Raw genomic sequence first — 19,415 nt, 5'->3', positions numbered from 1 at the left:
GCCCATCCGCCGGGCCTTTGCGTTTGTCGCGCAACGCGTTTATTCGCTTGCTAGCGCGAGAGACGGTGCGCGACCCAGTCGCCGCCGTGAATCTGCGGCCGGCCTGCCACCGCATGACGTGCAACCGGATAGAACAGGCACTCGAGCCGTTCCCCCTCCACTTCCACGCTCACCTTCTGCGCGACGAATAAGCCATCGACGCCCGGATAAACCTGCTCGATCTCGTCGAGCACGGCCACGAGCGCCTCGTCGACCTCATAGACCTCGCCGAGCACCGGCGCGGCCTTCGCATCGGCAATCATCCCCGGGTACGTCCCGAAATCGAACAGGTGGCCCGCCACTGCGGTGCGTCCAACGAGGCGCGGCTCCCGGATCGCGTTGCGCGCTGCGGCGAGATTGATGTCGTTGATCTCGCCCGCGCGCAGCGTGCCGTAGATGAATACGTACTTCATTGCTTGCGCTCCTTGCTCACGATTGCCTGTTGCCGATGCCTCGCGCTGGCACGGCACAATCCGGAGCATTATGCGCCTGCGCTCACGCCCGCGGGCAGCGCCGTACAGTCAGATCTACGCGCGCCTACAATGATGCGGACAGAAACGCCCAGATCCGCCATGCCTTTTTCCTCGCCCGCTGCCGCGCCGCCAGCCGAACTCGCCGACATTCCGCCCGAATTCGAGCCGACGCCCGAGCACCCCATTCGCGTGCGCTCACGGCCCATGGCTGCAGGCGTGCGCATCGCGCTGCATACGCACGCGTGGGCACAGCTCGCCTATGCCTCGCGCGGCGTGCTGCGCATGGCGACGCCTGGCACGACGTGGATGGTCCCGCCTTCGCGTGCGATCTGGGTCCCCTCGTTTGTCACGCATGAAGTGGCGATCGTCGAGGATGCATTCCTGCGCACGCTCTATGTCGATGCCTCGGTGATCCCGCCCGGGCTCGACGCCTGTCGCGTGGTGGAGGTGTCCGGCCTGCTGCGCGAGGCGATTGCCGCGTTCGACGAGCGTGGCATCGGCCCCGGGCGCGAGCGCCTGCTTGGCGCGGTGGCGCTCGACGAAATCACGCGCTCCGCGCCGCTGCCGCTCTCGGTGCCGATGCCCGAGGAAAAGCGCCTGCGCTCGCTGTGCGAGGCACTGCTCGCCGACCCCGCCGGACCGGGTTCGCTCGAGTACTGGGCAGCGCACGTGGGCGCGAGCACGCGCACGATCGCGCGGCTCTTCCGGCAGGAACTCGGTGTGAGCTTTTCGCAGTGGCGCCAGCAGGCGATCCTCGCGCGCGCGATCCCGCTCCTGAACCAGGGCAAGCCGATGGCCGTCGTGGCGCAGGAACTCGGCTATCAAAGCCAGAGCGCGTTTTCGGCGATGTTCCGGCGCGCGTTCGGCGAGAGCCCGCGCGCGTTCATTGCGCGAGGAACAGGTGAGCGGGATTGCGGCCCGCATGAAGATGAGATAGCGACCGACACGCCGATCGTGGCGGCGTCTACTGGATCCGGGACGGCACGGCAGGACATCTGAGAGTGCACGGGATAAATACACGTGCGGCCGCTACGGCATCGCCTCCCGCGGGGTTTATCGTGGATGATCAAACCGGCCGCGTCATATGGCGGATCGAGCCGAGACGCGCAAGGCGTGGCCCCGCCACCCGGTAGCCCATGCGCAGATAGAGCCGCGCCGCGGGATTATCGACAAACACGCGCAGTTGCAACTCGCGCAGACCGCGCTCGCGCGCCCAGCGATGCGACATATCGAGCAGGAAGGTCCCGGCGCCGTTGCCACGATAGCCTTCGGCGATCTGCACGTCGCGGATATGCAGCGAGTCGCCCTCTTGCGTCACGCGCAGCACGCCAATGGCCTCGCCATCGAGTTCGAGAATGAAATTTTCCGATTCGCGGTAGCTGGCCAGAAAGAGGTCGCCGCGCCAGATCAGATGATGCCGCTGGTAGTAGCCGCCCATGTTCCGGCGCGTCAGCGACTCGGCGAACTCGAAGTCGTCCATGGTGGCGTGACGCAACTGGAAGCGCGACGGGATGTCGTTCGGTGCGAACATGGCAGGCAACGCGGCAAAACGCGGAAATTCGAAGTTCCGACAACGCTACGATAACGCGCCCGCTCAAGCAATGGCCGTTTGTCCGTATCCGGCGTGCAGGGATACGAAGGGAAAGAGAAATAGAAAAAGCCCGCTGGAAATCCAGCGGGCTTTGATTCTGGCGGAGCGGACGGGACTCGAACCCGCGACCCCCGGCGTGACAGGCCGGTATTCTAACCAACTGAACTACCGCTCCAATCCTGCTTTACTGCACCGGCGGTCGGTTAGAACCCGCTGGCGGCGTCGCCCTGCTACTCGCACTGCTACTTTGTGGCGCCGCATTTAATTTGGCGTCCCCTAGGGGATTCGAACCCCTGTACTCACCGTGAAAGGGTGATGTCCTAGGCCTCTAGACGAAGGGGACAACACAGGCTTGCGCCTTGAACTACATTCTGCACGATACGCTGTACAGATCGAATCTGGCGGAGCGGACGGGACTCGAACCCGCGACCCCCGGCGTGACAGGCCGGTATTCTAACCAACTGAACTACCACTCCAATCCTGCTTTACTGCACCGGCGGTCGGTTAGCACCCGCTGGCGGCGTCGCCCTGCTACTCGCACTGTTACTTTGTGGCGCCGCATTTATTTGGCGTCCCCTAGGGGATTCGAACCCCTGTACTCACCGTGAAAGGGTGATGTCCTAGGCCTCTAGACGAAGGGGACAACACAGGCTTACGCCTATAACACTTCAACTAAAAAGCCCGCTCACAATTTCTGAACGGGCTTCTATCTGGCGGAGCGGACGGGACTCGAACCCGCGACCCCCGGCGTGACAGGCCGGTATTCTAACCAACTGAACTACCGCTCCAGTTCGACATACACAGATGGGCGTCGGTTGATTCCCACCTGCTGCCTCGCCGAGATCATTCGATCTTTTCGACGACGCTCATGTCTGGCGTCCCCTAGGGGATTCGAACCCCTGTACTCACCGTGAAAGGGTGATGTCCTAGGCCTCTAGACGAAGGGGACATAATCTTTTCAGATAATGCCTTGCTACACTTTACTACTTGTTCTGTTGGTGGAGGTAAGCGGGATCGAACCGCTGACCTCTTGCATGCCATGCAAGCGCTCTCCCAGCTGAGCTATACCCCCTTGCAGAACAGAAGCGAGATTTTAAACATCAATTTCGCTTTCGTCAAGAGTGTTTCGAATCTTTTTTTCATCGCTTCGGTGTTTCTGTGAAACATCGTTGCTCGATTCGACCACTCTTTGCGTGAAACTTACCGCTGTTTCGCGCTCCGTATTCAACGGAGCCCGAATACTACAAGAACTCTCGCTCAGGCGCTAGTGCCAGAGCGAAAAATTCTTCAAATATTTTTACGCACCCTTCTCAAGCACCCTTCGCGAGACCTTGTTCGATACGGCCCACGACCACATCACGGCCGAACAACGTGAGCACCGCGTCGATCGCCGGCGTATGCGTCGTGCCCGCCACGAACAGGCGCACCGGCATCGCGAGTTGCGGCATCTTCAGCTTGTGCGCACCCAGCGTCGTCTTGAAGGCGGCCGAGATGGCCTCCTTGGTCCACTCCGCGCCCTTGAGCGCGCTGGCGAGGTCGGCAAGCGCCGGACGCACCGCATCGGTCACGTGCTGCGCAAGCGCGTCGGCTTCGGGCTGCGGCTCGCGATAGAACATCATGGCGTTCTCGGCGATTTCCTTGATCGTCGTTGCGCGGTCCTTGAAGAGCGCCACCACGCCGTCGAGCGCCGGCCCCTTCGCGAGTGCCGCTTCGTCCACGCCCAGCGCCGCGAAGAACGGCTTCGAGAGCTCGGCGAGGCGAACGTTGTCGACTTCCTTCAGGTAGTGGTTGTTGAGCCAGTTGAGCTTGTTGTGGTCGTACTGTGCCGGCGACTTGCCCAGATGGTCGAGATCGAACCACTCGACGAACTGCTCGCGCGTGAACACCTCGGCGTCGCCGTGCGACCAGCCCAGACGCGCGAGGTAGTTCAGCACCGCCTCCGGCAGGTAGCCGGCGTCGCGATAGCCCATCACGCTCATTGCGCCGTGACGCTTGCTCATCTTCTCGCCCTGCTCGTTGAGCACGGTCGGCAAGTGGCCATAGACGGGCGGCTCGGCGCCCAGCGCACGCAGGATGTTGATCTGGCGCGGCGTGTTGTTCACGTGGTCGTCGCCACGAATCACGTGCGTGATCTTCATATCGATGTCGTCCACGACGACGCAGAAGTTGTAGGTCGGCGTGCCGTCCGGGCGCGCGATCACGAGGTCGTCGAGTTCTTCGTTCGAAATCTCCACGCGGCCCTTCACGGCGTCGTCCCAAGCAACCACGCCCGTAAGCGGGTTACGGAAGCGCAGCACGGGCTGCACGCCTTCGGGCGGCGTCGGCAGCACCTTGCCCGGCTCGGGGCGCCACGTGCCGTCGTAGCGCGGTTTTTCGCCGGCTTCGCGCTGACGCTCGCGCAGCGCATCGAGTTCTTCGGTCGACATGTAGCACGGGTAGACAAGGCCCTGGTCCTGCATCTGCTTGAGCACTTCGCGATAACGGTCCATGCGCTGCATCTGGTAGAACGGGCCTTCGTCGAAATCGAGGCCGAGCCACTGCATGCCTTCGAGGATCGCGTCGACGGCTTCGGTGGTCGAGCGCTCGAGATCGGTGTCCTCGATCCGCAGCACGAAAGCGCCCTTGTTGTGGCGCGCGAACGCCCACGGATAGAGCGCGGAACGGATGTTGCCGAGGTGAATGAAGCCGGTCGGGCTCGGCGCAAAGCGGGTACGGACGGGGGTCGTGGTCATGTGCGGATACTCGAGGACGGTGCCGCCCGGCGACCGCCAGGCGCTGCCGCATGCTCGATGAAAACGGAGCGGCAGGCGAATACGGTCGACGGCGGACGGCGAAGGTTCGCGGCGCGGGCCGTAGCAGTGGCGATGCGGGCCCGGAAGGAGCTCGACACAGCGCGGCACGGCAGACGCAAAACGCGAACGGAAAACCGGGAAAATTAGAGACCGGATTATACCCGCCGCGCGCCGGGATCCACCGACACATCGCGTTACACGCACGAAGCGTGAGCACCCTCGGCTTTGCCTTATCATGTCGGCGCGCTGGCGCCCTTGCCGGCGCCGCCCGGCCCCCAGTTGTGGGTCGCAAGAATAAACGCGGTGCGCACGCCACACGAGAATCGCTTTCGCACGCGCCGCACCTGGAGAATGTGCTTGAAACCCAGTTCGAAGCCGGATCTGAAACCGGACACGCAGCCGGACCACAATTCGTCGCGGCTATCATTGAGCCGCCGCCATTTTTCGCTCGCGGCCGCCTCCACCGTCCTCGCCGCCTGCACGACAGCGGGCACGCAAACGGCGGAAACAAAGGGCGCAACGGTCGCCCCGCCACCGCTCGCGAAAACGCCGCGCCCGATTCGCGTGGGCCTGGCACTCGGCGGCGGCGCCGCGCGCGGCTTTGCGCATATCGGCGTGATCAAGGGGCTCGAGGCACGCAACATCCAGGTCGATCTGATCACGGGCACGAGCGCGGGCTCGGTGGTTGCGGCGCTCTACGCCTCCGGCATGAACGGCTTCGCGCTCAACAAGCTGGCACTGACGATGGATGAGGCGTCGATCAGCGACTGGGCCATGCCGTTTCGCAACCGTGGCATCCTGCAAGGCGTGGCGCTGCAGAATTTCCTGAATACGACACTGCGCGAGCGTCCGATCGAAAAGATGGCCAGGCCGCTCGGCGTTGTCTCGACCGATTTGCGCAGCGGTCAGCCGATCCTGTTCCAGCGTGGCAACACGGGCATTGCCGTACGCGCTTCATGCAGCATTCCGTCGATTTTCGAGCCGGTCCGGATTGCGGGTCACGAGTACGTGGACGGTGGCCTCGTGAGCCCCGTGCCCGCTTCGTTCGCGCGCAAGATGGGCGCCGACTTCGTGATCGCCGTGGATATTTCGGCACGCCCAGAAACGGCGCCGACCCAGAGCCAGTTCGACGTGCTGATGCAGACCTTCACGATCATGGGCCAGTCGATCAAGAACTACGAGCTCGAGAAATACGCCGACATCGTGATCCGGCCGAATCTCAACGCCATGTCGAGCAGCGACTTCACGCAACGTAACGCCGCGATCCTCGCTGGCGAGGAAGCCGCGGCGAAGATCTTTCCGGAGCTCGAGCGCAAGCTGGCTGCCGCGCGCATGACGATGGCCTGAGCGATCGCAGGAGCACTAACCTGCGTCGCTATCTGAATAAACACCAAAAGAGGAACGCAAAAAGCCCGCTTCGATGAAGCAGGCTTTTTGTTGGGCCCGACCTTGCGATTAGTTGCCGCCGCTGTCGAACTGCGCGCTAACGCGCTTGAGGCCTTGTTCCTGATCCGGCGTAAACGACGTTTCGACGCGACGCGCACCCGTGAAACGCTTTTCCCAGTAGCCGCTATCCAGGTCGTCGACGCGGATCGTGCTGCCGGTGGACGGCGAGTGCACGAACTTGTTGTCGCCGATATAGATGCCCACGTGCGAGAACGTGCGGCGCATCGTGTTGAAGAACACGAGGTCGCCGGGCTTGAGGTTGCTCATGCTCACCTTCTCGCCCACGCGGCTCATTTCCTCGGCGCGGCGAGGCAGGCTCATGCCGAGCGTGTCCTGAAACACGTAGCGTACGAAGCCGCTGCAATCGAGGCCCGAGTCAGGCGTGTTGCCACCCCAGCGGTAGCGCACGCCGATCATATTGAGCGCGCCTACCACAACGTCGCCGGCCTTGCCAGCCATGCCGGACAGAAATGCCTTCGCGCCGCCTTGGGCTGGAGCCTGCGCGGTGGTTTGCGTCGTGGTTTGAACTGCGGGGAGCGACTGCGGGTTCGTCGAGTTGCTCGGCGAAAATGAGACGTTCTGATTAAAACTGCTTGCTTCGTCGGCGAACGCGCCGGGAGCTGCAGCCATCAGTGCGCCGATGAACATCCCGGCGACGACGCGCGTGCAAGCCTGGGTCAAGGATCGGTGCTGCATGGGTCGGAATAAATTGCCCGTAAATCAGGGAGTTAGAAGAAAAGTTTGGACGATACTAGCCAGTAAGTATTTGTGTGTCAAAACAAATAGAAAAAAACAATTACGATGCATGCCTCATTGGTGAATTTCACCAAAAAATCACCAAAAAAACCCCTTAAGTTCCGCGATCGTTCACCGATCAAACGCGGCTTTCAGCAACTTTCGCGTGTAAGGGTGGGCGGGGTCGTCAAAGATTTTTGTTACATCTCCGGTCTCGACGATTGCGCCGTTCTGCATGACCGCAACACGATGCGCCATCGCGCCAATGACTTCGAGATCGTGGCTGATGAACACGTAGCCCAGGTTGTATTTTCGTTGCAAATCACTCAACAATCGCAACACTTGTTGTTGAATCGAAACGTCAAGCGCGCTGGTGGGCTCGTCGAGCACGATCACGCGCGGTTCCAGCACGAGCGTGCGCGCAATGGCGATGCGCTGGCGCTGGCCGCCGGAAAACTCGTGCGGGTAGCGCAGTAGCACCGTCCGGTCGAGGCCCACTTCCCGCAACACGCCCACGATGCGCTTGCGGCGCTCATCGCCGGAAAGATCGGGCCGGTGCAGCGCCAGTCCCTCCCCTACGATGCGCTCGATGGTTTGTCTGGGCGAAAGCGAACTGAACGGGTCCTGAAAGACCACCTGCAGATGCGAGCGCAGACCGAGCTTGTCGCGGCCCTGATAGCTCCCGATTGGGCGGCCCTGAAACTCGATCGCGCCGCCCGCAGTTCGTTGCAGGCCCAGCATCGCCATCGCCAGCGTCGACTTTCCCGACCCCGACTCGCCGACGATGCCAAGCGTCTCGCCCTGGCGCACCGCGACGCTCGCGTCGTCGACCGCGCGAAAGCGGCCGCGCCGCCACCAGCCCGTGAAACCGGGCAGCTTCGTCGCGAAATCGACGCTCACGTCTTTCGCTTCGAGCAGCACCGGCGCGATCGGCAGCACCGGCAGCACGTTGCGCTCGGGCCGGCTCGCGATCAGCCGCTGGGTATAGGGATGCTCGGGCGCCTCGAAGATCTGCTCGATGGTCCCCATCTCCACCAGCCTGCCCTTCTCCATCACCGCCACGCGCTGCGCGAAGCGGCGCACGAGATTCAGGTCGTGCGTGATGAGCAGCACCGACATGCCCCCGCCAGGCTTGCCCGCCTCCTCGCGCTGCAACTCGCGCAGCAATTCGACGATCTGCCCGCGAATCGTCACGTCGAGCGCCGTCGTGGGCTCGTCCGCCAGCAACAGGCGCGGGCGGCACGCCAGCGCCATCGCGATCATCACGCGCTGGCGCTGGCCGCCCGACAGCTGATGCGGATAGCTGAAAAGACGCCGGCGCGGCTCGGGAATGCCAGTGCGCTCGAGCAACTCCACCGCGCGTTCGTACGCCGCCTTCTTCGTCACGCCATCGTGCAGCACGATGGTCTCCGCAATCTGCTCGCCGATCGTATAGAGCGGATTGAGCGCCGTCATCGGCTCCTGGAAGATCATCGCAATGTCGCTGCCGCGCAGGCCGCGCATCGCGCGCTCGCTCTTCGCGAGCAGATCCTCGCCGTCGAGGCGGATCGCGCCCGAGACCTGCGCATCGCTCAGGAGCCGCAGGATCGCGAGCGCCGTCACGGTCTTGCCGGAGCCCGACTCGCCCACGAGCGCCACGCGCTCGCCGCGCCCGATGTCGAGCGCGATGTCGTCCACGGCCAGCGTCTCGCCGAAGCGCACGCTCAGATGCTCGATCGAGAGCAGCGGCCCGACGTTCGTACCGCCTTGCTTTGGCCGCGCGCTCATTGGTTGCCTCCGGCCTTCATCGCATCGGAAATGCGCGTGTCGAGCGCGTTGCGCAACGCGTCGCCCATGAACGTAAGCAACAGCAAGGTGACGACCAGCACGCCGAACGTCGACATCGAAATCCACCAGGCGTCGAGATTGCCCTTGCCTTGCGCAAGCAATTCCCCGAGGCTCGGCGTGGGCGGCGGCACGCCCAGACCGAGAAAGTCGAGGCTCGTGAGCGCGAGGATCGAGCCGCTCATGCGAAACGGCAGAAACGTAATGACGGGCGTGAGGCTGTTGGGCAGCACGTGACGCCAGATGATCTGCCAGTTCGAGAGGCCCATCGCGCGCGCGGCGGTCACGTAATCCTGATTGCGGTTGCGCAGGAACTCGGCACGCACGTAATCCGAGAGCCCGATCCAGCCGAACAAAGAGAGCAGCACGATCAGCAGGATGAAGCCCGGCTCGAAGATCGACGCGAAGATGATGAGCAGATAGAGCTCGGGCAGCGCGCTCCAGATCTCGATCAGGCGCTGCCCGAAGATATCGACGCGCCCGCCGAAGTAACCCTGGAACGCACCCGCCAGCACGCCGAGCAACGTGCCGATGGCAGTCAGCACGAGCGCGAACTCCACCGAGACGCGAAAACCGTACAGGAGCCGCGCGAACAGATCGCGTCCGCTCGCGTCGGTGCCTAGCCAGTTATCGCGCGACGGCGGCGCCGGGTTCGGCACCTTCGAAAAGTAATTGAGCGTGTCGTAGTAGTACGGATTCGGCGGATAGACCGCGAAGTTGCCGGGCGTGTCGAAGCGGTGACGAATGTACGGGTCGAGATAGTCGGCAGGCGTCGGGAAATCGCCGCCGAAAGCCGTCTCCGGATAATCCTTGAAGAGCGGGAAATAGAGATGCCCGTCGTAGCGCACGACGAGCGGCTTGTCGTTGCACCAGAGCGGCCCCGCGAGACTCGCCGCGAATGCGATCACGAAAACGATCAGGCTCCAGTAGCCGAGGCGCTGCTGCTTGAAGCGCGTCCACACCCGGCGCGCGGGCGTGGGCGACTTGAAGGCGCGCACGCTCTCGGTGCGCAGTTCGGGCTCGGCGCCGGCGCGGGCTCTGTTCAACTCAGCGCTCCAGTTGTTCGAATTGAATGCGGGGATCGACCCACACGTAGCAGAGATCGGAAATGAGCTTGGTCAGGAGCCCGATCAACGTGAAGAGATACAGCGTGCCGAGCACGACCGGATAGTCGCGCCGCACCACCGACTCATAGGACAGCAGGCCCAGGCCGTCGAGCGAGAACAGCGTTTCGATCAGCAGGCTGCCCGTGAAAAACGCGCCAATAAACGCGGCCGGAAACCCCACGACGAGCGGCAGCAGCGCGTTGCGGAACACGTGCTTCCAGAGCACGGTGCGCTCGGAAAGGCCCTTCGCGCGCGCGGTCAGCACATACTGACGGCGGATCTCCTCGAGAAAGGCGTTCTTCGTGAGCATGGTCGTGACCGCGAAGCTCCCCACGACCGATGCCGTGACCGGCAGCGTGATGTGCCACAGGTAGTCGAGAATCTTGCCGCCGAGCGAGAGCGTGTCCCAGTCGTCGGAGGTGAGATTGCGCAGCGGAAAGAGCTGCAGGAAGGTGCCGCCGCCGAACAGCACGAGCAGCAGCACGCCCAGCACGAAGCCCGGGATCGCATAGCCGACCAGCACGACGAGGCTCGTGACGAGATCGAAGCGCGAGCCGTTGCGCACCGCCTTGGCGATGCCCAACGGCACCGATATCAGATAGGTGAGAAAGAACGTCCACAGACCGATGCTGATCGACACCGGCAGCTTCGAGACGATGAGCGACCAGACGCTCTGATGACGGAAGTAGCTCTGCCCGAGATCGAAGCGTGCGAAGCGCCCGAGCATCAAGAAATAACGTTGCAGCGGCGGCTTGTCGAAACCATAGAGCTGCTTGAGTTGCGCGACCTGCTGCGCGTCCACGCCCGAATGGGCGCGCATGCCGAACGGCATGCCCTGCTCCGCGCCGCGCCGCAACTCGCGCACCGCCTGCTCGACCGGGCCGCCCGGCACGAACTGGATCACACCGAAGGTCAGCGTGAGTACGCCGAGCAGCGTCGGGATCATCAGCAACAGGCGTTTGACGATGTAGCTCCACATGATTCTTTGCGTCCGTCAAGGATGGTCCGACATCTCAGTGCTGCGGCGGCTGCTCGCGCCCCAGCCACCACGTCGAAATGATCCAGTCGATCGCGCCATAGTACAGCGGCAGCTTCGCCGGATAAGCCAACGTGTTCCTGTACGCCACGCGGTGCGTCGCGCTGTACCACTGCGGCACCACATAGTAGCCGTGCATCAGCACCCGGTCGAGCGCGTGCGTGGCGTCGAGCAACTGCTCGCGCGTTTGCGCCAGCATCAGCGATTTGAGGATCGCGTCCACGGCCGGCGACTTCAGGCCGATCAGGTTGCCCGAGCCCGGCTCGTCGGCGGCCTTGCTGCCGAAACGATCGAGCTGCTCCGCGCCCGGCACCTGCACGTCGGGGAACTTGATCGTCGTCACGTCGAAGTCGAAAGCGTCGAGCCGCTTCTGATAGAGCGCGAAATCCACCGAACGATAGTTCACGTGAATGCCGAGCCGCGCCAATGCCTGCGAATACTGCGCCATGATCGGCGCCCATTGCGCGGAGGCACTCGTGTCGTCGAGCACCTCGAACACGAACGGCTGACCTTGCGCGTTGCGCAGCGCCCCGTCGCGATAGGTCCAGCCCGCATCCGCGAGCAGCGCACGCGCCTTGAGCAGATTCGCGCGCAGCGAGCCAGGCCGATTGGTGCCCGGCTGCACCGGTGGCGGACCGAACACGGCCGGATCGAGCTGCTTGCGCCACGGATCGAGCAGCGCAAGCTCGCCAGGCGTTGGCAAGCCCTTCGCCTGCAGATCCGTATTCACGAACCAGCTATCGATGCGCTTGTACTGGCTGTAGAACAGCATGCGGTTGAGCCACTGGAAATCCAGCGCGAGATCGAGCGCTTCGCGCACGCGCACGTCCTGAAACATCGGCTTGCGCAGGTTGATCACATAGCCCTGCATGCCGGTGCCGTTATGCTGCGGAAATTCGCGCTTGATGAGTTCGCCGCTGTCGAACCGCTTGCCCACGTCGCGGCGCACCCAGTTGCGCGCCACGTATTCGACGAGCGCATCGTACTCGCCGGCCTTGAACGCTTCGAGGCGCGCGACGTCGTCTGAATAGAGCTTGTAGACGATGCGCTCGAAGTTGTTGGTGCCCACGCGCACGGGCAGGTCCTTGCCCCAGTAGTTCGAATCGTGCTTGTACGTGATCGTGCGGCCGTTGGAGTAACGCTCGATTACATAGGGACCGCTGCCGAGCGGCTCCTCGAACCCAATCTGATCGAACGCGATGTGCGTGCCGTCGGCGCGCAGGCCCCACTTGTGCGAGAACACCGGCATGCCGCCCGCGATGAGCGGCAACTCGCGGTTGTTGGTGCGGAACTCGAAGCGGATCGTGGCCGGATCGACCACCACCGCGCGCGTGATTTCGCTGAAGTAGGCCTGCATCGACGGCGAGGCCTGCCGGCTCTTGAGCATGTCGAGCGAGAATTTCACGTCGGCCGCTGTGACCGGATCGCCGTTCGAAAAATGCGCGCGCGGATTCAAATGAAACCTCACCGACAAGCGATCGGGCGCGATGAGAATATCGTCGGCGAGCAATCCATATGCCGACGCCACTTCATCCATGCTGCCCGTCGTCAGGCTCTCGAAAATCATACCGAGGCCCGGCGCCGCACTGCCGCGCATCGTGAACGGATTGAACTTGTCGAAGCTCGTCAGCCGGTCGGGATTCGCGAGCACCAGCGTGCCACCCTTGGGCGCATCCGGATTGACGTAATCGAAGTGTTTGAAGTCCTGCGGGTACTTCGGCTCGCCATATTGAGCGATCGCGTAGACCGCGTGCGCGGAAGGCATCGTCGCGAATACAAGAGCAAGCGCGGCCCCCGCAGCAGCCAGCATGCGCGCCGACGCAAACCGCCAGACTCCCCGTTCCGCCCCCCCCTCGCGCCGCGGGCCAGGACTCACGCGAGGACTCCCGCCAGGAACCGTTGCCCCACGCGCCGTGCGCGTTCTCCTGCCTCGCGTTCCTGTCGTCATAGAAAGGGATTTGTCCGGAGTGCCGTGTCAATTGTGAGAGAATTCTACCCAAACCGCGCGGCGCCGCCTTTGCCGGCGCCCGGTGCATTAAACCTGTTCAGGAGAATTCATGGGCTTCCTCGCTGGCAAACGCATCTTGTTGACCGGCCTGCTGTCGAACCGATCGATCGCGTATGGCATTGCGCAAGCATGCAAGCGCGAAGGCGCGGAACTGGCGTTCACATACGTCGGCGAGCGCTTCAAGGACCGCATTAACGAATTCGCCAAGGAATTCGAGAGCAATCTCGTTTTCCCCTGCGATGTGGCCGACGACGCGCAAATCGACGCGCTCTTCGCCGACCTCAAGCAGCACTGGGGCACGCTCGACGGGCTCGTCCACTCGATCGGCTTCGCCCCGCGCGAAGCGATCGCGGGTGACTTCCTCGACGGCATGACGCGCGAAAATTTCCGCATCGCGCACGACATCTCGGCCTACAGCTTCCCGGCGCTCGCCAAGGCCGCGCAACCGATGCTCGCGGCCAACGCCTCGCTCCTCACCCTCACCTATCTCGGTGCGGAACGCGCGATCCCGAACTACAACACGATGGGTCTCGCAAAGGCCTCGCTCGAAGCAAGCGTACGCTACCTCGCGGTATCGCTCGGCGCGAAAGGCGTGCGCGTGAACGGCATCTCGGCGGGCCCGATCAAGACGCTCGCGGCAAGCGGCATCAAGAGCTTCGGCAAGATCCTCGATTTCGTCGAGCACAACGCGCCGCTACAGCGTAACGTGACGATCGAGCAAGTCGGCAACACGGCCGCGTTCCTGCTCTCCGATCTGGCCGGCGGCGTGACGGCCGAAATCGTCCACGTCGACGCAGGCTTTAACGCCGTGGTCGGCGGCATGGCGGGCCTTGGCGAATAAGCCAACGCCCGCCTCGCCCGCGCCTCGTTGCGCAGGCAACCGTAACAGGTAAAAAGCCGCCCGAGGGCGGCTTTTCTTTTGGCCTCGACACCTTGCACCTTGTGCCGGCCTGCTCGCGCGCTTCGTCAAGCGTGGCGCACGACGCGCGAACCTGGCTTAGCGCCAATGTCCCGGAGGGCCACCATGGTCGCGATCATAATGGCCGCGACCGCGGTCGTAGCCACCGTGATGGCGATACCAGTCGTCACGGCCCCAGTAGCGGCGGCCATCCCAATAGCGGTCCCCGTGCCAGCCAATCACGACGGCCGGCGGCGCGCCATAGACGGGCGCAGCATAGACGGGCGCGGGTTGATAGACCACGGGCGGCGGCGGCGGCGCATAGACCGGTTGCGGCGCGACATAAACCGGAGCCGGGATACCGATATTGACACCGACACTCACGCCAGCCATAGCCGCACTCGATGCACCAATAGTCACGCCCCCGACCAGCATTGCAACAACACGAGCGAACTTCATGGACTCACCTTTTTGGGGTTGATGTTTTGTTGAAGCGAATATAGCGCAGGCTCTCCGCCCCGCGTATTTCAACATTGTAATAACTGATGCACAAAACCACGTGCATTCGCCCATGTAACGTCTGGTTACATCGGAGCCCAGTTCGCAATAACGCACAAAAAGGTTAACTGCCGATATGCAAAATCCATTTGCATCATTTAATTCGACATCCTGATAAACATTCGGATAAGCCACAATGCGAAGAAAAATCGGAGCCGGAAAAACAAAAACCCCGCAAGCCGAGACTTGCGGGGTTTCCACCGCCATTACTGGCGGAGACGGAGGGATTCGAACCCTCGATCCAGGTTTTGGCCCAGATGCTCCCTTAGCAGGGGAGTGCCTTCGACCTCTCGGCCACGTCTCCCGAAAACTTCGTTCGCGCCAGGGAGGCAGCGCAACGAAGCCAAGATAATAGCGGGTTCGAGCGTTCCGGTCAATTTTTAAGACGCACTTTTGCAAACTTTTTTCTGCAAGCACGCAATCTGCATTGCGTACGGCGTCTCGAGCCTCAGAATCCTCCACAAAAACAGGCAGTTTTCGTGGTTGCTCGCTACCGGAACCTCTCTGTCACGCCCCGCGTCATACCCGCATCACACGGCCCGCGTTCAGGCTTGCTCGAGCTCGAACACCTTGTGCAGCGCACGGACTGCCAACTCCATGTACTTCTCGTCGATCAGCACCGAGATCTTGATTTCGGAAGTCGAAATCATCTGGATGTTGATGCCCTCTTCCGAAAGCGTGCGGAACATCTTGCTTGCCACGCCCACGTGTGAACGCATGCCCACGCCGACCACCGACACCTTCGAGACCTTCGCGTCGCCCAGCACCTGCTCGGCGCTCACGTGACCCTTCACCTGGTTCGTGAGGATGTCCATCGCGCGCTGATAGTCGCCGCGGCCAACCGTGAACGTGAAGTCGGTCTTGCCGGCTACGCTCTGGTTCTGGATGATCATGTCGACGTCGATGTTCGCGTCCGCCACCGGGCCGAGGATCTGATACGCGATGCCCGGCTTGTCGGGCACGCCCATCACGATGATACGGGCCTCGTCGCGCTGGAACGCGATACCCGAGATGACTGCTTTTTCCATGGTCTCGTCTTCTTCAAAGGTAATCAGGGTGCCCGACTTCATTTCCTCGTCGAGGTTCATCGCCGGATCGGTCAGGCTGGAGAGCACGCGCGTCTTCACCCGATACTTGCCTGCGAATTCCACCGAGCGGATCTGCAGCACCTTCGACCCGAGGCTGGCCATTTCCAGCATTTCTTCGAACGTGATGCGATCGAGCCGGCGCGCGTCGTCCACCACGCGCGGGTCGGTGGTGTAGACGCCGTCCACGTCGGTGTAGATAAGGCATTCGTCGGCCTCCAGCGCAGCCGCAACCGCGACTGCCGAGGTATCCGAGCCGCCGCGGCCGAGCGTGGTGATGTGGCCTTCCGGATCGATGCCCTGGAAGCCCGTGATCACGACCACCTTGCCGGCATCGAGGTCGGCCAGCACGCGCTCGCCGTCGATGTCGTTGATGCGCGCCTTGGTGAAGGAGCTGTCGGTTTTGACCGGCACTTGCCAGCCGGTATAGCTGATGGCGTCCACGCCGGCTTCCTGCAGCGCGATCGACAGCAGACCGACGCTCACCTGTTCGCCGGTCGACGCAATCATGTCGAGCTCGCGCGGGCTAGGCTGCGGCGAAATCTCTTTCGCGAGCCCGAGCAGGCGATTGGTTTCGCCGGACATCGCCGAGGGCACGACGACCATCTTGTGACCGGCCTTGTGCCATTTGGCGACGCGCTTGGCAACGTTCTTGATGCGCTCCACCGAGCCCATCGAGGTGCCGCCGTATTTGTGTACGATGAGTGCCATTGTCGTTCTGAACTGGAGATGTTACCGCGCTGGCGCACCGAAGACGGCTCCGCCCGGTACCGTTCAGACCGCTTGGAGGCTTGGCGCGTGCAGCACACGCGGAGTTTGCCCGGGCGGCCGCGAGGCAGCCGCATCGGCATCGTGGAGACGCTGATACGCGCTCGCGCGCCCTGCCCGCATACCGCTACGACGTCCTTGCAATCGTCGGATACCGCTGGAAGGAGACATCGCGCCCTGACACGGCATGCGCCGCTTTTGACGGCGTCCGTGAACGCGAAAAAGCGGGCTGGACAAACAAGTTACCCTACCCGATCAAGGTCAAAATTACAAGGTGAAATTGGGCCGCAGGGAGCGAAAAAGGCTTGTGCGGCAAGGATTTGCGCGGGTTCGGCACGCACTCCGGGCGGGATTTGCACGCACGCCTGCACTTTGGGACGTGGCGTTTGTCGTATCGCGCACTTCTGAAGGTCCTCTGAAGCGCACTTTGGATACTCCAGGGAACGCCCCCTCCAATGCCCGGGAGGCGCCCCGCCGCTTACGCGATCAGCAGATCCTCGCGCCATTCGATGCGCCGCCAGCGTGGCGCATGGGCTTCGTCCGGCACACCGCCTTGCGCACCCAACGCCGAATGATTCACCCCAATCCGGGGCACGAACAGCAGCGTCTCGCCGACGTAAAGCAGCGGCACATCGCGCTCCCATGCTGGCACGCCACGCGCCTGGAACAGGTTTTTCAGCGTGCGGCTCACATTCGCCGCCTCGTCGCGCAGTCGCTCCCCGCCCTCGCGGGCACGGGCAACGAGCGGGCCACCGCGCAACACGCTTTCGGGTACGGCATCGGGGTCGCTGGCATCGGCAGGCGCGAAAACATAGCTGCCATGCCATTGCGGCAGGCGCCAGACTTCCTCGCCGTGCCAGTTCAGGCCCACGGGCTCACGTCCGGCGCCCTCGCCCGCTGCTGTGTTCATTGCCGCGCCCACTGCGCCAGCAGGCACCGCTTCGGCCCGCGACGCCCCCCAGAACACGCGGCCCCGGTAGCAACGCAGCGTGCGTCCGGCGTGATCGACCCGCAGCGCGTGGCCCTCGCCCTCGCGCGCGATCTCACGCAACTGGCGCAGCGCGTCGGCGAGCCGCGCTGTCGACGCGGCAGGCAAGCCGAGAGAGCGCATCCAGCAGCGCAGCAGATTGAGCGCACGCGCGTCGTCGAGTGCGACGAGCCCGGCATGCGAGAGCGTGCCGGCATCATCGTGGCCGGCTTCGCTCAGATCGATCTGAGCGAGATCGTCGAGCAGACGCTGCGCGGAAGCGGCATGCGCGGCCGTGCGCGCGAGCGCATCGCGAAAGCCGGGGAAATGCGCGGAAAGTGCGGGCAGCACGTCGTGGCGCAATGCGTTACGGGCATAGCGCGTGTCCGCGTTCGATTCGTCCTCGATCCAGTGCAGGCGATAGGCATGCGCATAGCGTTCCAGTTGTGCGCGCAACAAATTCAGCAAAGGCCGCACACGCGACGCACCGCCCGCCATCTCACGCGCCGGCGCCATTGCGGCGAGCCCCGCCAGCCCCGCGCCGCGCAGCAATTGCAGCAAGACAGTTTCGGCTTGATCGTCGGCATGTTGTGCAAGCCACAGCGACTGCGCGCCATGCGCGGCGCACATCGCATCGAGCGCGCGGTAGCGCACGTCGCGTGCCGCCGCCTCCACGCCCGCCGCGTCGTCGCGCGCGAGCACCACGCGGCGTGCGTCGAACGCCACGCCATACGCGTGCGCCGTCGCCTCGCAATGCGCGAGCCACTGATCGGCATTCTGACTTAGCCCGTGATGCACATGCAGCGCGACGAGCCGCGCCGCCCCCGCCGTGCGCACCGCCGCATCGAGCAGCACCGACGAGTCGAGGCCGCCGCTGAACGCGATTGCCACGCGCGCATCGGCAGGAAGCGTGGAAAGCACAACGCCGAGCGTATCGAGAACGATGCGCCCGGCGTCGGATTGGGGATGGTCGGTCACGGCATGACGGCGCTTCTCGCGCCGGCTCACGTCAGCGACGTCGCGCGCTTACGCGCCCGGCGTCGTTTCCTTGAATTTGCCGTACTCCATCAGGCGCTCGTAGCGACGCGCCTTCAGGTCGGCGATGCTCATGCCCTGGAACTGGCGCAGCGAGTCGGAGAGCGCGCGGCGCAGGAGTGCGGCCATGCCCTTCGGGTCGCGATGCGCGCCGCCGAGCGGCTCGTTCACGATCTTGTCGATCAGGCCCAGCGCCTTGAGGCGATGCGCGGTGAGACCCAGCGCTTCGGCGGCATCGGGCGCCTTGGCGGCGCTCTTCCACAGAATCGACGCGCAGCCTTCCGGCGAAATCACGGAATACGTCGAGAACTGCAGCATCATGACCGTGTCGGCCACGGCGATCGCGAGCGCGCCGCCCGAACCGCCTTCGCCGATGATCGTCGTGATGATGGGCGTCTTGAGCTCGGCCATCACGTAGAGATTGCGACCGATGGCTTCCGACTGGCCGCGCTCTTCCGCGCCGATGCCCGGGTAGGCGCCCGGGGTGTCGACGAACGTGAAGATGGGCAGGCCGAATTTTTCGGCGAGGCGCATCAGGCGCTCGGCCTTGCGATAGCCTTCCGGGCGCGGCATGCCGAAGTTGCGCGCGGCGCGCTCCTTCGTGTCGCGGCCCTTCTGCTGGCCGATCACCATGCAGGCCTGGCCATTGAAGCGCGCGAGACCGCCGACGATCGAGAGGTCGTCCGCATATGCGCGGTCGCCATGGAGTTCGTGGAAATCGGTGAACAACTCGTGCACGTAGTCGAGCGTATACGGACGCTGCGGATGACGCGCGATCTGCGAAACCTGCCACGGGCTCAGGTTCGCGTAGAGGTCCTTCGTGAGCAGCTGGCTTTTCTTCGACAGCCGCTCGATCTCTTCCGAAATATCGACGGCCGAATCGTCCTGAACGAAGCGCAGTTCTTCAATCTTCGCTTCGAGTTCAGCGATCGGCTGCTCGAAATCCAGAAACGTGGTTTTCATGTGTTGGAATCCTTGCACTTTGCGGCAGCGCGTATTCTAACCGCGTCGGCCGACGTCGAAGTCGGAACAGAACTATCGAATTCGAATAACG

15 protein-coding genes and 8 tRNA genes are annotated in these 19,415 nt (G+C 63.4%); 3 read left to right on the top strand and 20 right to left on the bottom strand.

The genetic code is table 11. From position 1 onward, the window contains the following. Nucleotides 1-50 precede the first annotated feature (50 nt). Nucleotides 51-452, bottom strand: coding sequence for a gamma-glutamylcyclotransferase family protein (locus L5014_RS09190; RefSeq protein ID WP_238463314.1), 402 nt, complete (start codon nucleotides 450-452; stop codon nucleotides 51-53). Between the two features lie 159 nt (nucleotides 453-611). On the opposite strand from L5014_RS09190, the gene L5014_RS09185 reads away from it, so the two are divergent. Further along, a complete protein-coding gene (locus L5014_RS09185; RefSeq protein WP_238463313.1) occupies nucleotides 612-1,511 on the top strand; it encodes an AraC family transcriptional regulator in 900 nt (299 codons plus the stop codon). A 67-nt stretch (nucleotides 1,512-1,578) separates the two neighbouring features. On the opposite strand, the gene L5014_RS09180 is transcribed toward L5014_RS09185, so the two are convergent. The 9 genes from L5014_RS09180 to gltX all read right to left on the bottom strand — a co-directional run bounded on the left by L5014_RS09180 (nucleotide 1,579) and on the right by gltX (nucleotide 4,835). After that, the gene (locus L5014_RS09180; protein ID WP_238463312.1) at nucleotides 1,579-2,043 is read right to left on the bottom strand and encodes a GNAT family N-acetyltransferase; all 465 of its coding nucleotides are present in this window, start codon (nucleotides 2,041-2,043) and stop codon (nucleotides 1,579-1,581) included. 158 nt (nucleotides 2,044-2,201) lie between these two features. Further along, nucleotides 2,202-2,278 (bottom strand) — tRNA-Asp (locus L5014_RS09175). A 92-nt stretch (nucleotides 2,279-2,370) separates the two neighbouring features. Further along, nucleotides 2,371-2,446 (bottom strand) — tRNA-Glu (locus L5014_RS09170). Between the two features lie 56 nt (nucleotides 2,447-2,502). Then, nucleotides 2,503-2,579, bottom strand: a tRNA-Asp gene (locus L5014_RS09165). Between the two features lie 91 nt (nucleotides 2,580-2,670). After that, nucleotides 2,671-2,746: transfer RNA gene (locus tag L5014_RS09160), tRNA-Glu, on the bottom strand. A gap of 68 nt (nucleotides 2,747-2,814) precedes the next feature. After that, nucleotides 2,815-2,891 (bottom strand) — tRNA-Asp (locus L5014_RS09155). Between the two features lie 85 nt (nucleotides 2,892-2,976). Continuing rightward, a tRNA-Glu gene (locus L5014_RS09150) sits at nucleotides 2,977-3,052 on the bottom strand. Between the two features lie 47 nt (nucleotides 3,053-3,099). Beyond that, nucleotides 3,100-3,175 (bottom strand) — tRNA-Ala (locus L5014_RS09145). Nucleotides 3,176-3,413: 238 nt separating this feature from the next. After that, the gene (gltX, locus tag L5014_RS09140) at nucleotides 3,414-4,835 is read right to left on the bottom strand and encodes a glutamate--tRNA ligase (RefSeq protein ID WP_238463311.1); all 1,422 of its coding nucleotides are present in this window, start codon (nucleotides 4,833-4,835) and stop codon (nucleotides 3,414-3,416) included. 285 nt (nucleotides 4,836-5,120) lie between these two features. On the opposite strand from gltX, the gene L5014_RS09135 reads away from it, so the two are divergent. Next, nucleotides 5,121-6,242, top strand: coding sequence for a patatin-like phospholipase family protein (locus tag L5014_RS09135; RefSeq protein WP_420800044.1), 1,122 nt, complete (start codon nucleotides 5,121-5,123; stop codon nucleotides 6,240-6,242). A gap of 108 nt (nucleotides 6,243-6,350) precedes the next feature. On the opposite strand, the gene L5014_RS09130 is transcribed toward L5014_RS09135, so the two are convergent. The 5 genes from L5014_RS09130 to L5014_RS09110 form a co-directional block, all read right to left on the bottom strand. After that, entirely contained in the window at nucleotides 6,351-7,037 is a 687-nt protein-coding gene (locus L5014_RS09130) for a C40 family peptidase (RefSeq protein WP_238463309.1), read from the bottom strand. 171 nt (nucleotides 7,038-7,208) lie between these two features. Then, entirely contained in the window at nucleotides 7,209-8,843 is a 1,635-nt protein-coding gene (locus L5014_RS09125) for an ABC transporter ATP-binding protein (protein ID WP_238463308.1), read from the bottom strand. Continuing rightward, nucleotides 8,840-9,946 carry an ABC transporter permease gene (locus L5014_RS09120; protein WP_238463307.1) on the bottom strand — a complete coding sequence of 369 codons (1,107 nt, stop codon included), beginning with the start codon at nucleotides 9,944-9,946 and terminating at the stop codon, nucleotides 8,840-8,842. Before L5014_RS09120 ends, L5014_RS09125 begins: the two co-directional genes overlap by 4 nt. Nucleotide 9,947: 1 nt before the next feature. Then, nucleotides 9,948-10,985 (bottom strand): microcin C ABC transporter permease YejB, encoded by a 1,038-nt coding sequence (locus L5014_RS09115; protein WP_238463306.1) that lies wholly within the window; start codon nucleotides 10,983-10,985, stop codon nucleotides 9,948-9,950. A gap of 34 nt (nucleotides 10,986-11,019) precedes the next feature. Beyond that, complete coding sequence (locus tag L5014_RS09110; protein WP_238463305.1) at nucleotides 11,020-12,990, bottom strand: extracellular solute-binding protein; 1,971 nt, start codon at nucleotides 12,988-12,990, stop codon at nucleotides 11,020-11,022. Between the two features lie 109 nt (nucleotides 12,991-13,099). Between L5014_RS09110 and fabI the strand changes: the two genes are divergently transcribed. Continuing rightward, nucleotides 13,100-13,891 (top strand): enoyl-ACP reductase FabI, encoded by a 792-nt coding sequence (gene fabI, locus L5014_RS09105; RefSeq protein ID WP_238463304.1) that lies wholly within the window; start codon nucleotides 13,100-13,102, stop codon nucleotides 13,889-13,891. 156 nt (nucleotides 13,892-14,047) lie between these two features. Here the strand turns inward: fabI and L5014_RS09100 are convergent, their stop codons facing one another. From L5014_RS09100 to L5014_RS09080, 5 genes are all read right to left on the bottom strand, one after another. Continuing rightward, complete coding sequence (locus tag L5014_RS09100; RefSeq protein WP_238463491.1) at nucleotides 14,048-14,407, bottom strand: hypothetical protein; 360 nt, start codon at nucleotides 14,405-14,407, stop codon at nucleotides 14,048-14,050. Nucleotides 14,408-14,716: 309 nt separating this feature from the next. After that, nucleotides 14,717-14,810: transfer RNA gene (locus L5014_RS09095), tRNA-Ser, on the bottom strand. A gap of 241 nt (nucleotides 14,811-15,051) precedes the next feature. Further along, nucleotides 15,052-16,302: an aspartate kinase gene (locus L5014_RS09090; RefSeq protein ID WP_238463303.1), complete on the bottom strand. Its 1,251-nt coding sequence runs from the start codon at nucleotides 16,300-16,302 to the stop codon at nucleotides 15,052-15,054. A 535-nt stretch (nucleotides 16,303-16,837) separates the two neighbouring features. Further along, nucleotides 16,838-18,304, bottom strand: a complete 1,467-nt coding sequence (tilS, locus tag L5014_RS09085; protein WP_238463302.1) for a tRNA lysidine(34) synthetase TilS — start codon at nucleotides 18,302-18,304, stop codon at nucleotides 16,838-16,840. Between the two features lie 48 nt (nucleotides 18,305-18,352). Continuing rightward, on the bottom strand, nucleotides 18,353-19,324 hold the full coding sequence (locus L5014_RS09080; RefSeq protein WP_238463301.1) for an acetyl-CoA carboxylase carboxyltransferase subunit alpha: 972 nt from the start codon (nucleotides 19,322-19,324) through the stop codon (nucleotides 18,353-18,355). Between the last annotated feature and the right edge of the window lie 91 nt (nucleotides 19,325-19,415).

The organism is Paraburkholderia tagetis, assembly GCF_022213065.1.
Classification (GTDB): domain Bacteria; phylum Pseudomonadota; class Gammaproteobacteria; order Burkholderiales; family Burkholderiaceae; genus Paraburkholderia; species Paraburkholderia tagetis.
Note: the sequence above shows the minus strand (reverse complement) of the source record. Positions and strands in the feature narration are given on the sequence as shown.

Coding starts and splice junctions, on each gene's coding strand:
- L5014_RS09190 (WP_238463314.1), bottom strand. CDS start 452: ATGAAGTACGTATTCATCTACGGCACGCTGCGCGCGGGCGAGATCAAC.
- L5014_RS09185 (WP_238463313.1), top strand. CDS start 612: ATGCCTTTTTCCTCGCCCGCTGCCGCGCCGCCAGCCGAACTCGCCGAC.
- L5014_RS09180 (WP_238463312.1), bottom strand. CDS start 2,043: ATGTTCGCACCGAACGACATCCCGTCGCGCTTCCAGTTGCGTCACGCC.
- gltX (WP_238463311.1), bottom strand. CDS start 4,835: ATGACCACGACCCCCGTCCGTACCCGCTTTGCGCCGAGCCCGACCGGC.
- L5014_RS09130 (WP_238463309.1), bottom strand. CDS start 7,037: ATGCAGCACCGATCCTTGACCCAGGCTTGCACGCGCGTCGTCGCCGGG.
- L5014_RS09125 (WP_238463308.1), bottom strand. CDS start 8,843: ATGAGCGCGCGGCCAAAGCAAGGCGGTACGAACGTCGGGCCGCTGCTC.
- L5014_RS09115 (WP_238463306.1), bottom strand. CDS start 10,985: ATGTGGAGCTACATCGTCAAACGCCTGTTGCTGATGATCCCGACGCTG.
- L5014_RS09110 (WP_238463305.1), bottom strand. CDS start 12,990: ATGACGACAGGAACGCGAGGCAGGAGAACGCGCACGGCGCGTGGGGCA.
- fabI (WP_238463304.1), top strand. CDS start 13,100: ATGGGCTTCCTCGCTGGCAAACGCATCTTGTTGACCGGCCTGCTGTCG.
- L5014_RS09100 (WP_238463491.1), bottom strand. CDS start 14,407: ATGAAGTTCGCTCGTGTTGTTGCAATGCTGGTCGGGGGCGTGACTATT.
- L5014_RS09090 (WP_238463303.1), bottom strand. CDS start 16,302: ATGGCACTCATCGTACACAAATACGGCGGCACCTCGATGGGCTCGGTG.
- L5014_RS09080 (WP_238463301.1), bottom strand. CDS start 19,324: ATGAAAACCACGTTTCTGGATTTCGAGCAGCCGATCGCTGAACTCGAA.